The sequence below is a fragment of the Microbacterium sp. SORGH_AS_0969 genome, assembly GCF_030818255.1.
GTDB lineage: Bacteria > Actinomycetota > Actinomycetes > Actinomycetales > Microbacteriaceae > Microbacterium.
In genome coordinates this window covers 3,818,649-3,832,672 of sequence record NZ_JAUTAG010000001.1, presented here as the reverse complement: position 1 = coordinate 3,832,672, position 14,024 = coordinate 3,818,649, and the positions used below count along the sequence as shown (strand labels likewise).

General features: G+C 68.0%; 12 protein-coding genes and 1 pseudogene. 7 read left to right on the top strand and 6 right to left on the bottom strand.

Going from position 1 to position 14,024, the window contains the following annotated elements; genetic code table 11:
- Positions 1-42: 42 nt before the first annotated feature.
- Positions 43-1,182, bottom strand: a pseudogene (locus tag QE388_RS17960) (MMPL family transporter); the annotation flags it as partial.
- Positions 1,183-1,390: 208 nt separating this feature from the next.
- The gene (locus QE388_RS17955; RefSeq protein ID WP_307386905.1) at positions 1,391-2,068 is read right to left on the bottom strand and encodes a TetR/AcrR family transcriptional regulator; all 678 of its coding nucleotides are present in this window, start codon (positions 2,066-2,068) and stop codon (positions 1,391-1,393) included.
- Positions 2,069-2,461: 393 nt separating this feature from the next.
- On the opposite strand from QE388_RS17955, the gene QE388_RS17950 reads away from it, so the two are divergent.
- The 5 genes from QE388_RS17950 (at position 2,462) to QE388_RS17930 (ending at position 5,883) form a co-directional block, all read left to right on the top strand.
- Positions 2,462-3,136 (top strand): TetR/AcrR family transcriptional regulator, encoded by a 675-nt coding sequence (locus QE388_RS17950; protein WP_307386903.1) that lies wholly within the window; start codon positions 2,462-2,464, stop codon positions 3,134-3,136.
- A gap of 78 nt (positions 3,137-3,214) precedes the next feature.
- Positions 3,215-3,955 (top strand): SDR family oxidoreductase, encoded by a 741-nt coding sequence (locus tag QE388_RS17945; protein ID WP_307386901.1) that lies wholly within the window; start codon positions 3,215-3,217, stop codon positions 3,953-3,955.
- Positions 3,956-4,050: 95 nt separating this feature from the next.
- Positions 4,051-4,953, top strand: a complete 903-nt coding sequence (locus QE388_RS17940; protein ID WP_307386899.1) for an SDR family oxidoreductase — start codon at positions 4,051-4,053, stop codon at positions 4,951-4,953.
- Positions 4,950-5,297, top strand: coding sequence for a nuclear transport factor 2 family protein (locus QE388_RS17935; RefSeq protein WP_275798579.1), 348 nt, complete (start codon positions 4,950-4,952; stop codon positions 5,295-5,297). The genes QE388_RS17940 and QE388_RS17935 overlap by 4 nt, the downstream gene beginning before the upstream one ends.
- 406 nt (positions 5,298-5,703) lie before the next feature.
- A complete protein-coding gene (locus QE388_RS17930) occupies positions 5,704-5,883 on the top strand; it encodes a chemotaxis protein CheY (RefSeq protein ID WP_275798581.1) in 180 nt (59 codons plus the stop codon).
- A 21-nt stretch (positions 5,884-5,904) separates the two neighbouring features.
- On the opposite strand, the gene QE388_RS17925 is transcribed toward QE388_RS17930, so the two are convergent.
- Positions 5,905-6,801 carry a signal peptidase I gene (locus QE388_RS17925; protein WP_307387179.1) on the bottom strand — a complete coding sequence of 299 codons (897 nt, stop codon included), beginning with the start codon at positions 6,799-6,801 and terminating at the stop codon, positions 5,905-5,907.
- 157 nt (positions 6,802-6,958) lie between these two features.
- Positions 6,959-7,573 (bottom strand): hypothetical protein, encoded by a 615-nt coding sequence (locus QE388_RS17920; RefSeq protein ID WP_307386896.1) that lies wholly within the window; start codon positions 7,571-7,573, stop codon positions 6,959-6,961.
- 223 nt (positions 7,574-7,796) lie between these two features.
- Between QE388_RS17920 and QE388_RS17915 the strand changes: the two genes are divergently transcribed.
- Both QE388_RS17915 and QE388_RS17910 read left to right on the top strand, forming a co-directional pair.
- Positions 7,797-8,204 (top strand): MarR family transcriptional regulator, encoded by a 408-nt coding sequence (locus QE388_RS17915; RefSeq protein WP_307386894.1) that lies wholly within the window; start codon positions 7,797-7,799, stop codon positions 8,202-8,204.
- 218 nt (positions 8,205-8,422) lie between these two features.
- Positions 8,423-9,394: an acyltransferase family protein gene (locus QE388_RS17910; RefSeq protein WP_307386892.1), complete on the top strand. Its 972-nt coding sequence runs from the start codon at positions 8,423-8,425 to the stop codon at positions 9,392-9,394.
- A gap of 64 nt (positions 9,395-9,458) precedes the next feature.
- Here QE388_RS17910 and QE388_RS17905 read toward each other — a convergent pair whose 3' ends face one another.
- The gene (locus tag QE388_RS17905; RefSeq protein WP_307386890.1) at positions 9,459-12,179 is read right to left on the bottom strand and encodes a hypothetical protein; all 2,721 of its coding nucleotides are present in this window, start codon (positions 12,177-12,179) and stop codon (positions 9,459-9,461) included.
- 22 nt (positions 12,180-12,201) lie between these two features.
- On the bottom strand, positions 12,202-13,902 hold the full coding sequence (locus QE388_RS17900; protein ID WP_307386888.1) for a 2-isopropylmalate synthase: 1,701 nt from the start codon (positions 13,900-13,902) through the stop codon (positions 12,202-12,204).
- Positions 13,903-14,024: the final 122 nt, after the last annotated feature.

The window sequence follows — 14,024 nt, the reverse complement described above, 5'->3', positions numbered from 1 at the left end:
CGAATAATGCTCCGATTGCGTTATGCAATGTCGGCTTCGGGCACGGTTCTTGCGCGTCAATACCCGGGTGCCAAGCAGGGCGAGGAGGGCCGGGGCAGCGGTGATGGCGAGGAGGATCGCGATGGCGACGCAGATCGCCCCGACGGTCCCCATCATCCCGAGGAACCCGATCCCGGTGACGTTCAGGGCGAGGAGCGCGATCAGGACGGTGGAACCGGCGAAGACCACGGCGTTGCCCGAGGTGCCGTTGGCGAGCCCGATCGACTCGTGAAGCTCTGTCCCCTCGAGGAGCTGGCGGCGGTGACGGTTCAGGATGAACAGGGCGTAGTCGATGCCCACGGCCAAGCCCAGCATGACTCCGAGCACGGGGGTGAGGGAGATCATCTCGACCACGCCGGACATCGCCAACGATGCGGTCACGCCGATCCCGACGCCGACGATCGCGGTCACCAGCGGCAGCGCCGCGGCGATCACGGTGCCGAGCATGATCAGCAAGGTGAGCGCAGCGACCGCCAGGCCGACGATCTCACCGGCCCCGAAGATCTCCGTGCTGCTGGAGTCCAGCTCGGTCGCGAACTCCACCGAGACGCCATCCGGGAGGCCGCCGCTGATGTGGTCGGTGACCGCGGCCTTCGTTTCCGGGGTCACATCGTCTTGCGCGGCATCGAAGACCACCGTTGCCAGCGCGGTCGTGTCGTCCTCAGGCACCGTGCCGGACCTCGCCGACATCTCCAGCAGGCGGGACGAGAGATCCAGGGTCTTTGCTTGTTCGTCCAGGTCGGAGAGCTGCTCGGAGAGATCCGTCTGCTGCGTGTCGAGCTCGGTGCGTTGCGCATCGATCTGCTGCTGTTGGGTATCGAACTGCGCCTGTACTGCATCGGGAAGGTCGCCGGCCTGCTGTGCGCGCTGGAGTTCCGTGTCCAGCGGGGTCTGTGCGGCGTCGAGTTGCTCGGCTGCGGCGTCGAGCTGCTCCTGTGCCGACGACAGCTGATCGCGACCGTCGCTGATCTGTTCCTCCCCGTCCGTGATCTGTTGCTCTTGATCGGAGATCTCACGGGCGGTCTGGAACGGGTCGGTCGTGGTGTCGACGCCCGCAAGGCCGCCGGCACTCTCCAAGAGCTCGCTGATCGTTCGCTTCTGCTCGCTGGAGAACTCGCTGCCGTCCTCGGTATGGAACACCATGCTGCCGGTGCCACCGCTCGCGCTCGGGAAGGATTCCGTGAGCTTGTCCGTCACCCGAGCGGTCTCGGTTCCCGGGATCGGGACGCTGGAAGACAAAGTCCCGCCTGCGATCAGGAATGCACCGACTGCCAGCGCGAGGATGGCCAGCCAAGACAACAGGACGGTCCAGGCGTGGCGGGCCGAGAAACGACCAAGACGATACAGCAGTTCAGCCAAAATTCACTCGTAACTTCATGGTGGATGCGGGCGGGGAGTAGCCCCGGCGCGCGTTGTCGATCACGCGCTCTAAGAGCTCCGCCCAAAGCGCGCGGGCCTCGGCACTCGTCGCCGCGTTAGTGGCGGCGATCCAGTGATAGGCGACCGCAGAGGTTCCGCTCATCAGCGATGCCACGATCAACTCAGCGTCCAGCTGGTCGATAGTGCCGTCACGTTCTGCGAGCTCGCGGGAGAGCTCGGTGGTCGTTCGGGAGAACGCGCCTTGGAAGATCTGCTGCGGCCGAGGATCGATCGCGTCGAATCCGCCGAGCGCCTTCCAGAGGTAAGAGATGATGCCGGGAGCATCGGCTGCCCGCAGAGCCGTCGCGACATTGTCGAAGGCGTGAGCGGGCCCTCCAGCTCCTGCAGGCTGAGCCAGCATGACCTCGCGGAATCGGTCGATGATCGATGACCAGGCCTCAGCACAGGAGGTCGTCACGATGTCGTCGATCGAGGCGAAGTGATTGAACACCGTCCGACGCGACACTCCCGCACGTTGCGCAAGTGCATCCACATCGAACCCGGCGATCCCCGCTTCGCTGATCATCCATCTGGCGGTATCCAGGATCGCGCGTCGTCGTTTGGCTTTCACCACGGATCGGCCGTCGAGGGAATCTGAAGGAGAAGTCACTTGCTTGCACTAAGTGCAATATGCACAAAGTGCAAATTGATCTACTGAGAGCGGGGGAGCGGACGTCCGGATCGTGCGTGACACCGGATCTGCTCGCGCTGAACGATGCGAGCTGCAGGCCCGTGGCCGAGAGCATCGAAAGAATGCCTAGTATCCGCGCCGTCATCACCGACGAATCTCCCGACCAAGCTGACCGCAACGGATCATCTGTCGTGCGTCGGAGGCCAGCTCCCAAACGTCGTCGGCACTGGCCGGCCTTGGAGGGGCAGTCGGGTGTCGCTATGTAGGGCCGGGCGCCGTAAGAGTACGCATCCTCTCGCACCGAGAGTGGAGCAAATCACCGATACGAAAAATTCATTGTGCTGATAACATCGTCGTGTTATCGTCGATTACATGAGTTCGAGATCGGTGATCCTCGATTGTGCGGTGGAGTTGCTCTCTGTCTCCGAGACCGGCGATGTGTCGACGCGTGCGGTGTGTGAGGCCGCGGGCGTCGGACAGCCGGTGTTGTACCGGATGTTCGGTGACAAGGACGGTCTCCTGGCGGCCGTGGCCGACCGGGTGTGGGAGCAGTACCTCGGTCCGAAGCGCGCGGCGGCCGTGTCGGATGACCCGGTGCGGGATCTGCGTGACGGGTGGGACAACCACGTCGCCTTCGCCCTGGCCAACCCCCATGCCTACCGTCTGGTGTTCGCCAGCTCGCTGTCGTCACGGCCGGCCGCGGCCGGCGAGGCCATGATCCTCCTGCGCGGGGTGCTGGAGCGCGTCGCGGCGCAGGGGAGGCTCCGGTTGGAGGTGGGGGAGGCGGCGCGGATTGTGATGGCCGCCAACAGCGGGATCGCGCTGTCGCTGATCCTGCGTCCGGAGCAGTATCCCGACCTGTCCGCCTCGACTCAGATGCGCGAGGCGACCCTGCGCGCGATCCTCACAGAGGATGTCCCGGACGCCGGTCAGGCACAGCGGGTCGCCGCCACCACACTGCTGGCGGGACTCACCGACGCCGCGGTGTTCACCTCTGCGGAGGCGGCGCTGCTGGCCGAATGGCTTGAACGCATCCGCACCTCCTGACCCGCCCCCTTCCTCTCCCCGTCCACGCATCCGCGTGAGCGGTGTCCGTCGACCCTGAAAACAAGGAGATACCCACACATGAATACGAAGAGCACCCCTCGCATCGCCCTCGTCACCGGTGGTTCCGGTGGGATCGGCAAGGCCGTCGCCCAGCGCCTCGCGGCCGACGGATACGCCGTCGCCGTGCACTACGCGGGCAACAAGACCAAGGCCGACGCCCTCGTCACCGAGATCACGGACGCGGGGGGACGGGCGATCGCCGTCGGTGCGGATGTCGCCGACGAGCACGCCGTCTCCGCCCTGTTCGACGAGGTCGCGCAGGTCTTCGGCGGGATCGACGTGGTCGTGAACACCGCCGGGATCATGATCCTGGCACCGATCGCGGAGTACGACCTCGACGCGTTCGACCGGCTGATGCGCACGAACGTGCGCGGCACGTTCGTCGTCTCGCAGCAGGCAGCCCGCCGGGTGCGCGAGGGTGGGGCGATCATCAACTTCTCCACGACCGTCACCCGTACCCAGTTCCCCACGTACGGCCCCTATGTGGCCAGCAAGGCCGCCGTCGAAGGACTCACCCTGATCCTGGCGCGCGAGCTGCGCGGGAAGGACATCACCGTCAACGCCGTCGCTCCCGGCCCGACAGCGACGCCGCTGTTCCTCGACGGCAAGACCGAGGAGCAGATCGCGGGGCTGTCCAGGGCCGCCCCTCTGGAGCGCCTCGGTCAGCCCGATGACATCGCCGAGACCGTCGCGTTCCTCGCCGGCCCCGCCCGGTGGGTGAACGGGCAGACCATCTTCACCAACGGCGGACTCGCCTGACCCCCATCCCACCGCCGGCCGGCCTTCGCCGAACGCTCCCTCCCCGGCGGGAGCGGCCCGCGCATGTGGGCGGCTCCCGCCAGAAAGCAGTCATCATGACCTCTTCACGCATCATCGTCATCACCGGCGCCTCCTCGGGCTTCGGCCACCTCACCGCCAGGGCCCTCGCCCGCGCCGGGCACACCGTCTACGCCGGCATGCGCGAGACCGCCGGTCGCAACGCGCCCCGCGTGGCCGAGCTCGCCGCGCTCTCCGCCACGGAGGGGATCGACATCCGCGGCATCGAGATGGACGTGCAGGACCAGGACTCCGTCGACACCGCGATCGCCCGGATCGTCGCCGAGCAGGACCGCCTCGACGTAGTCATCCACAACGCCGGGCACATGGTCCTCGGCCCGCTCGAGGCGTTCACCCCCGAGCAGCTCGCCCAGCAGTACGACATCAACGTGCTCTCCACCCAGCGCGTCAACCGCGCCGCCCTCCCCGTCCTGCGCGCACAGGGATCCGGGCACCTCGTGTGGGTCGCCTCCAGCTCCGCCCGCGGCGGGCACCCGCCCTTCCTCGCCCCGTACTTCGCTCCGAAGGCCGGTATGGACACCCTCGCCGAGAGCTACGCGGCGGAGCTGATCAAGTTCGGCATCGACACCACCATCGTCGTCCCCGGCGCCTACACCAGCGGCACCAACCACTTCGCGAACTCCGGCACCCCCGCCGACACTGCCCGCGCGGCCGAATACGACGCGCTCTACGGACAGCTGCGGGAGAACATGGCGGGCGCCCTCGCATCGATCTTCCCCGAAGGACGCGAGGTCACCGAGGTCGCCGACGAGATCGTCCGCGTCATCGGCCTCCCCGCCGCCGAGCGCCCGTTCCGGGTGCACGTCGACCCCAGCAAGGACGGCAGCGAGGTCGTCTCGGTCGTCTACGACCGCATCCGCGCCGAGTTCTACCACCGCATCGGCATCGACGAGCTCCTCACCCCGCAGGCCACGGCATGACCACGGCCAAGACCACGACCAGTGGCCTCCCCGAGACGATCGCGCAGTTCATCGACGCCACCAACACCGCCGACACCGCCCGGTTCCTCGACGCCTTCACCACCGATGCCACCCTCGACGACTGGGGACGCCAGTTCCACGGCCGAGACGGCATCGCCGCATGGAACGACACCGACAACATCGGCGTCCAGGCACACTTCGAGCTCGTGAAGGTGGCGGAAGCCGACGTCGGGCACGTCTACGTCGTGACGCTCGCGGTGTCCGGCAACGGCTACAACGGCACCGGGCCCATGACCTTCACCCTCGCAGACGGACGCATCCACAGCCTCGTCATCAGCCCCTGACGCATCCGCGGGTGGGAGCGCGGTGAGCCTTTCATAAGCCCCAGGTGAAGCCCCGATGGATCTGCGGTCGGCTACCAAGAGCCGGGACCTGGTCGGGACCTGATGCATGCAAACCATGCAATCCATGACGTGAAATGAGGCCTTCTGCGGGACGGGGACGCCCGAAAAATGAAGGATTCAGGTTGAACCGTCTACCTGGGGGTCAAGGGGTCGCAGGTTCAAATCCTGTCATCCCGACAGTCGAGGCCCGAACTTCCGCAGGATTGCGGGGGTTCGGGCCTCTTGTCGTTTCCGTGCCTTTCCGGCCGGACAGGCTCGATGTCCGCGCGTCGATGTGGCGACGGTCTGAGGCCGCGGGGCGCCGGAACATTGCGCCCGAAACGAAGCCGCGGCTAATTTGGGGCGGGTGCCAGAGCGGGTTTCGGAACGAGTGCGGAGGCTCCTCGTCGAGCAACCGAGCATCGACGTGCGCTTCACCGCCGCCATCGCTCCGGAGAGCTTCCACCACGCGGTCCGGCCGGGCGCTTCGGTGCTGTTCCTTCACCCCGTCCACCGGGAGCTCGTGGAGCAGCTGCGCGGCGGATGACTGCCGCGGGAAGGCCGGTGCTCAGGCGCAGCGCGCCACGCCGACCCACAGGATCGTCACGGTCGTCACGCTGCGCGAGTCCGAGCTCGTCGCGCCCCAGGTCGGCGTGAGGTTCGTGCGGACGCGGACGACGGAGGTCCGACCGAACGAGAACGGGGTATTCGCCCGGAGTTGGACGGAGCGGGCTTCGGGCCCGAGGGTGGCGATGGAGCCGCGGCCATCGACGAGGACCTCGAAGCTGGAGGGCGTCTCGGCGTCGTAGCTCCAGCCGACGGTGACGGAGCCGTCGAAGTTGTTCTCGCAGGTCAAATCCGACGGCGCTTGAGCCGTCGCCGCGCGGACCGACCCGAGCGTATGCGTGCGATCGGAGAAGGATGCCGCGTGGGCCGGCGAAGCCGCGGCGACGGCGGCAACCGTGAACGCCGCGACGAAGGCCACCGTCCGCGACCTGGCGCGGCGCGTATCGGCATCCTGTGACCGTCGGCTGTCGCGCACCTCGGAGCGCGGCGCGGGAGGATCCCCGTCGTTCCGCGCGGTCGGGGGAGCGAGAGCTATCGCGATGACGACGATGAGTCCGAGGACCGTCGTGGCGAGGGCGACGACATCTCCGTCGTGCGCCTGCTGGATCGGGATGCCGATCCAGGGGACGCGGAGGGCGCCGATGCCGAGGACGTCGGCGCGGGCCACCGGAGACGAGTCGGCCTCGGGGTTGGCGTCGCCTTTGGTCGTGAGCTCGGCGCCGTCGATGGCCCGGAGGCGGTGCAGTCGGAGGCGTTCGGAGTGGTCCGGGTCGTCGACGAGGACGACCTGACCGGGGCGCAGTTCGGCGGGGTCGATGGGGCGGCTGACGACGAGGTCGCCCGGCTGGATGGCGGGTTGCATCGAGCCGGTCATGACCGTGGTCGTCTGCCATCCGATCGCGAGAGGCGCGACGGCCCAGAACGTCAGGCCGAAGACGACGGCGAGCGCGGCTCGCGCGGAGATGACCGCGCAGAAGCGGAGCCAGGTCCACGACGGGCGGGCGGGCTCCGTCGTGAAGAACCCGCCCGCGCCGTCGGTGGAGCGACTCCTCAGCTCACTGATTTTGCGCTTCCCAGGTGAAGTTGACGTTGGCGGTCGCGCCCATGATCGACGACGGGGCGTTCGTCGAGAGCGCGTACGTGATCTGGAAAGTGCGCGTCTCGGGGGAGCTGCCGCCCGCGGGCGCCCAGTTTCCCACGCCGCTGCCGTAGTCCGTGGCGCCGTTCACGAACGAGCTGAGGGTGTTGTCGTAGACGGACGCGCCGGACGAGATCGGCGAGAAGTCGTTGCAGCTGCCGTTGCCGCCGCCGGTGCCCTGGGTCACCGTCAGATTCAGCCAGTCGCCGATGCCCTGGCTCTGGGACGCGTTCGTCGCGTACAGCTTGACGGCGGCCGGCAGGGTACCGGTGGAGGTGACGGCGACACAGGTGGTGCCCGTCGATCCCGGCTTGAGGTTCGTCGCGTCGAACGCCGCGCTGTTGGGTGAGCTGTTGGTGAGCCCCACCGAACCTGCCGACCAGTTGTTGGACGGGTTCGAGGTCGTCGCCGAGAAGGCGGAGTACGACGCGGTGGAGACCAGCGCGCCGGCGGCGATGAGGGAGAGGGGGATGACGGCGATCGTCGCGATCTTGCCGAGACGACGCGAAGGGATGGTAGCGGTTCTGCGCATGAGAAGGGCTCCTGGAACGGGGAGGACGAATGAGGAGAAAGCACGTGCGGCGGACGGGGTAGTTCTTCGATCGCGTGGCGCTCCGGAAAGTGCCTAGCGGAACTATAAGAACGTAAAACTAGTAACTCAAAATGTGAGACATAGTTTGGACTATTCTTTCTGAATGGGGTATGCGCAGAATCCCGGAAGGGAATCGTCACCCTCCGCGAGTTCCGAAGCAATCGTGTCGGCGTGGTACCGCATGCAGGTCGAGAATGCGCACCTTCTTCAGTGTCTTGCGCTGGAGCACGACCTCAACCCGATCGATCTCCGTGCCTTGAAATTCCTCGGTGTCGACGGCCCGCCGCAGACGCCGAAAGATCTCGCCCGATTCCTTCAGGCCGGCAGCAGCCTCGCGAGCGCGGTGATCGAACGGTTGGAGTCCCGGCACCTCATCCGTCGCGCGCCGAATCCTCGCGATCGGCGGAGCACCCTTCTGCAGCTCGATGACGGTGGACGCGAGGTGGTCGATCAGCTGCGCGGGTTGTACGGCCGAGCGCTCTCGGGGTTGTTCGGCTACTCCGATCAGGACGCGATCCTCGCCGCGGTGACGCAGATCGGGGAGGGGCTGCGCGAAGCCGCCTCGTTCTGACGGGTGGTGATCGCGCCCACCGCGATGAGCGGGGGCGGGGTGAAATCCGGCGCGCTCGCTCCGGACCTCGGAGCGAGCCGGTGTTGTCTCCTCGCGGTCGGTGACCCTGGTGATTGTTGGTGCCGGTGCGGCGATCTCGAGCGGAGCGCGAAACGCGCGCGGCGCCGGGGGCGACTCGCCCTTCCGATGAGGCGAGCATCTCCACGATGAAATGAATCGTGACTGAGCGCATCGGCTGGGTGGACCTCCTCCGCGGGGTGGTGGTCGTGCTCCTCTTGCTCTGGCACGCCTCGTCCCTCCCGGCCTATCTCGGATGGGAAATGCCCGTCTGGCTGTTCCTCGTCAACGAGATCTTCTTGCCGTGGCGGATGCCCACGCTCATGTTTCTGTCGGGCATGCTGCTCACGCGAGGACGTCGAAAGGATCTCCGCGACTACTACCGAGGCAAGGCTCGCACTCTGTTGTGGCCGTATCTCGTGTGGTCCGCGCTCTACCTGTTGACCTTTCCGTTCCCCGATGGCTCGATCCTCTCCGCGCGGTCGTGGATCGCCACGGGATATCTCTGGTTCATCTTCTTCCTCCTCGCGTATGTCGTCGTCGCACCCCTCGCGACGAGGCTGGCGTGGCCGATCGTGATCCTGCCGGCCGCGGTCATCTCGGCGGTCGAAGGTGATTCGATGCTCGGGAGGGTGGCATTCTTCGCCGTGTTCTTCTTCGGGGGATACTTTCTCGCCGGCGTCATGCCGCGCATTCTGCGCGCTCGGGCCGCGTGGATTCTCGCCCTATCCGGTGTGGCCCTGGTGTTCACGACCGCCTCCGTGACGCTGAGTGCCGTGAGCGACAGGCACTTCTTCCAGTTCTCGATCATCACCGCACCCGCTGTCTTCGCGATGATCTTCCTCACCGCGATCGTCGCAAGCCGCGTCGCGCCCAGCCTCATCTCGACGACCGTGGGCCGCTCGGTCGCCTGGATGGGGCGCAACTCGATCGTCTTCTATCTCGCGCACTTTCCGGCGATGGTGGCGGTCGGCCAGATCGCGACGATGCTCCCCGTGCCGCTGGGGCTGTGGCTCGTCGTCGCCAACCTGGTGGTCGGACTCCTCACGTCCTCCGTGCTGGCACGGCACTCGTCCACGTCGCCCGTCGCGTGGCTGTTCCGGGCACCGCGGCGGCGACCTCGCGTCGCGTGAGGGAGAAGAAGTCGCGTGAGGGAGAAGAAGGGGAGTGAGGAAGCGGTGACTCTCCGGCCCGTTCTCAGCTGTACGACCGCACCAACACCAGTGCCCGCTCCGCGACCCCTGCCTCGCGCACGGCGAGCGCATCGATCACGGCACTCATCCGCTCGACGCGCTGCCGCCACTCCGGGCCCCGCTGCTCGCGGCGGGGCAGGGCCTCGAGCGCCTGCACCTCGCGCCAGGCGGTGAACAGGACCGTCTCGTAGAGCTGCTGGTCGGCCTCGGCCGCTCGTCCCCGGTGACCATCGGCCGTTCCCAGGACGGCGACGGCATCCAGTCTCGACAGATCGAGACCCATCGCGAGCGTGTTGAGCTTGCCGCGCAGCTCTCGCAGCTGAGCGCGCGTCCGGCGGGATCCGACCCCGCGCAGGAGCAGCTGGGCGAGTGACCACACGATCATCGCGAGGGTCTGAACGCCGGTCCACGTCGCGAGGGCGACGACCCAGAACAGCGTCGCGGGGGAGAGGGAGCTCACGCGGAGGTCGTTGTACTCCAGCTGGCGGCCGAGTTTGATCATCTCGGATGCCACGACCCAGCCCGCGGGATTCGCCCAGTCCTCGCCGGGTTCATTCGTGAAACGGGGCTCCGTCGCGAGGAAGTCGTACGCCCCGAGCCGGCTCTCCGTCCCGGTGCTGAGTGTCCCGGTCAGGGGGAGGCCGACCCCGTACGAGCCGTCGTCCTGGATCCAGAAAGGAAGGATCGCGTGTCCGGCTCGCACGTCGCCCGTCGCCGGGTCGAGCGTTCCGGGCACCTCGGCCTCGACCTCTTCCTTGATGCGGGCGTAGGCCTCCAGCAGCTCGAAGTAGTCGAGCTTCACACCTCCCTCGACCTCGGGGTTCGGGCGCACCGTGACGTAGTCGTCGATCGGGAGGAGGGGCACGACCAGATCGATTCGCTCCGGAAGCAGTGCGTCGTCGTCGCTGCGCTGGGCCGTGCGCTCCATGGCATCCCGAACGACCTCCAGCGACAGCGTGTCGATGTTGGGGTCTTCGCGCTCGGCATCCTCGGCGTTGTTGTAGGTCGGCAGGAGGGTGGGGTCACCGACGACCTCGAGACTGGCGAGAGGGACGTCGCCGGTCAGCTCGCGTCCGTAGGTGGCGTCGCTGCGCTCCATTGCCGACGTCGCCGTGAAGCCGGCGATGAGGGCGGCGATCAAGGGGATGCCGGCGACGGCGAGGGGGACGAAGTCCGGTGCGAGCTTGTCGACCCGGATGCCGGACCCCGACCGCCGCGGAGGAGTGGCGCCCCTCTTCGCGGCGTCGATCGCGTCGCCGATGAGCAGGATCCGTTCGGCATGGTGCGCCGGCGGGAGGCCCTTGCGCGGGGTCAGGTCGAGGGAGGCACGGAGCTCGTCGAGGGTCTCGGCGGCGCCTCCCGTGGCGATGCGCGCCCGATCCTCGAGACGCCGGTCCAAAGCCCCGGCGGCGATGTGCGAGGTCGTGCCGCGCGGCACCTTCTTCTCGAGACGGTTCTCGATCCTGGCCAGCGTGACGGAGAGGCGGCGTTCGGCCTCGCGCCACCGCTTCATCAGCTCGACGTGGCGCACGACGACCTCGGGTCCGTTCTCATCGCCGAACGTCGTGTCGGCTTCGCGGACGAGAGCGAGCAGGTCGCGCCGCTGGCGGCCGAGCGTTTCGATCTCCTTCTCCGAGAGGAACTCGGGGCGGGCGAGGATGTCGTCGACGGCGAGCGTCGAGGTCAGGGCGATGTGTCCGAGAATCGTGCCGCCCGCGGCGTGCCCGACGCGCAGCGACGAGGCGGCGACGAGCGCATCGGCGCGACGGCGCAGAGCCGCCGTGCGCGTCGCGAAGGTCGCGAGGTCGAGCGGTTTCTCGGGGGCACCGCGCTCGTGCACGCGGGTCGACGGGTCGAGCAGCTCGCGCGTGAGGACCTGCTCCTCGTGGGCGAGCTTCAGGCTCTCTTTGCGGATCGCCGACCAGTCCTTCTGCAGTCTTCCCTTCACGTCCTTCGCGATGGTGCGGCCGCGGCTGTCGGTGCCCCGATCGAGCTCGGCGCCGGCGATGTCGACGTGCGCCTCGAGGATGTCGAGCTCGAGCACGACGCGGGCGAGCTCGAGCCGGGCGCGCGAGAAGGTTCTCCGGCGGTTCCGTTCACGCGCCAGGTAGCGCGCCCAGAGCACCATCAGGAACAGTCCGACGAGCAGGGGCAGCGCCCCGAGCGAGACCCAGAGCGCGGGCGACCGGGGGCCGCCGTCGAAAGCCCGTGACGCCGCCGTCAGCGCCGCGCCGACGACGGCGCCCGGCCCCTGGCCCTGCGTCACGTTGTTGAGGAAGGCCTCGCGGATGTCGACGGCCGCCGAGTAGTTCGGGTTCCATCCGTCTCCCTCGAGGCGTTTCGCCACCGAGGCGCGAGAGACGTCGGGCAGGACGAGGTCGGGATCGTTGGGATCGATCACCACCGACACCATCACGTCGGCGCCGCGCGGGAGCTCGCCGTTCTCGTACTCGTCCCAGGTGAGGTCGCGCTCGACGACCAGCACCGTGAACGGCTCGTAGCTCAGGGCGCGGCCTCGGGCCGCGGCATCCACGGTCTCCTGGGTGATGCCGAACGGGAGGTCGCCCTCGACGAGGAAGGTGATCGGCTTGTCGGGCCGGGCGAGGATGTGCGCCTGCGCCACCTGGGCGAGCCCCGCGGACAGCGCCGCGAGCGCGATCGCGACGACGGGCACCATCCATCTCGTGCGGTACAGGGCGTTCTTGTGTCGACCTTCGTCCCCCATATGTCGATGCTAGGCGGGACGGTCATCGCGATCTCGCGTTCGCGGCCCGCACCACTGCGTCCACCGAGGCGGTGAGCACGGAGCCGTTCCGCCCCGCGACCCACGCGGGGCCGTCGGGGCCGCGGTACTCGAGAAGCGTGAGGGCCTCGGCATCCGCTCCCGCCCGCAGTGAGCTCTGGTGCAGCGACAGGATCTCGAGCGCGATGCCGCCGCGGTCCAGAGCGCCGACGACCGCATCGACCGGGCCCGTCTCGGAGACACCGCGATACTCGATGCCGTCGACCTCGACCGCCACCTCCGCGCCTGCGTCGACCCGCAGCGACGTCACCCGCACGGCTTCGTCGGGGCCGGACAGGTACGCCTCGGCGAAGATCACCCAGATGTCGTCGGCCGTGGCCTCGTCGCCCGTGCGGTCGGTGTGCCGCTGCACCTGGCGCGACAGGTCGATCTGCAGGCGGCGGGGGAGCTCCAGACCGTAGGTCGTCTCGAGCAGGTACGCGATACCGCCCTTGCCGGACTGGGAGTTGACGCGGATCACGGCGTCGTACGTGCGACCGATGTCCGCCGGGTCGATCGGCAGGTAGGGCACGCGCCACGCGATCTCGCGCTCGTCGCGGCCCTCGGCGAGGGCCCGGTCGCGGTGTTCGGCGAAGCCCTTGCGGATGGCATCCTGATGCGTTCCGCTGAAGGCGGTGTGCACGAGGTCTCCGACATACGGATGCCGGGGCGAGAGCTCGAGTCTGTTGCAGTGCTCCACGACCCGGCGGATTCCGTCGATGTCGGAGAAGTCGACCATCGGATCCACGCCCTGCGCGTGCAGGTTCAGCGCGAGGGTCGCGAGGTCGACGTTGCCGGTGCGCTCCCCGTTGCCGAAGATGCAACCCTCCACCCGCTGTGCGCCGGCGAGCACGGCCAGTTCGGCGCACGCGACGCCCTTGCCGCGGTCGTTGTGCGGATGCACGGAGAGGATCACGGCATCCCGACGGGCGAGGTGGGTGTGCATGTACTCGATCTGGTCCGCGTACACGTTCGGGGTGGCGACCTCCACCGTGGCCGGCAGATTCAGGATGACGGGACGCTCGGGCGTGGCATCCCACAGCTCCGTCATCGCGTCGCAGATCTCGAGGACGTAGTCGGGCTCGGTCAGGGTGAACACTTCGGGCGAGAACTCGAACCGCACGTTCGGAAGGTGCCCCGCGAGCTCCCAGACGTCGCGGCCCCCGGCGAGGATGAGCTCGCGCAGCTCGTCGCGATCCTTGCCGAGCACGGTCTCGCGCCAGGTCGGAGCCGTCGCGGTGTACAGGTGGATGACCACCTCGTTCCGGATGCCGCTGATCGAGGCGACCGTGCGTTCGATGAGGTCGCGGCGCGCCGGGGTGAAGACGACGATCGTGACGTCGTCGGGAGCGATGTCGCTCTCGGCGATGAGCCGGACGAAGTCGAAGTCGGTCTGTGAGGCGGAGGGGTAGCCCACCTCGATCTCGGTGTAGCCCATCCGGACCATGAGGTCGAAGAAGAGGCGCTTGCGCTCGGGGTCCATGGGTTCGGAGAGCGCTTGGTTGCCGTCGCGCAGGTCGACGGGGACCCACAGCGGTGCCTCGGTGATGCGGCGCGTCGGCCACTGCCGTTCGGCGTCGGCCAGGGGGACGTCGACGCGCGAGTAGACGTCGGTGTAGCGGTGAGAGGGCATGCGCGAGGGGCGCTGCCTGTTCCAGGTGGTCATGTTTCTCGGTTCCTCGGGGTGTCGCGGGGGCGACCGGCGCAGCGTCCGGCTCCACGACGGGGAGCCGGTCTGGTCAGGCCCCGTCGTGGCGACGAAGAAGGAGGAATCCGCGGAAGGACATG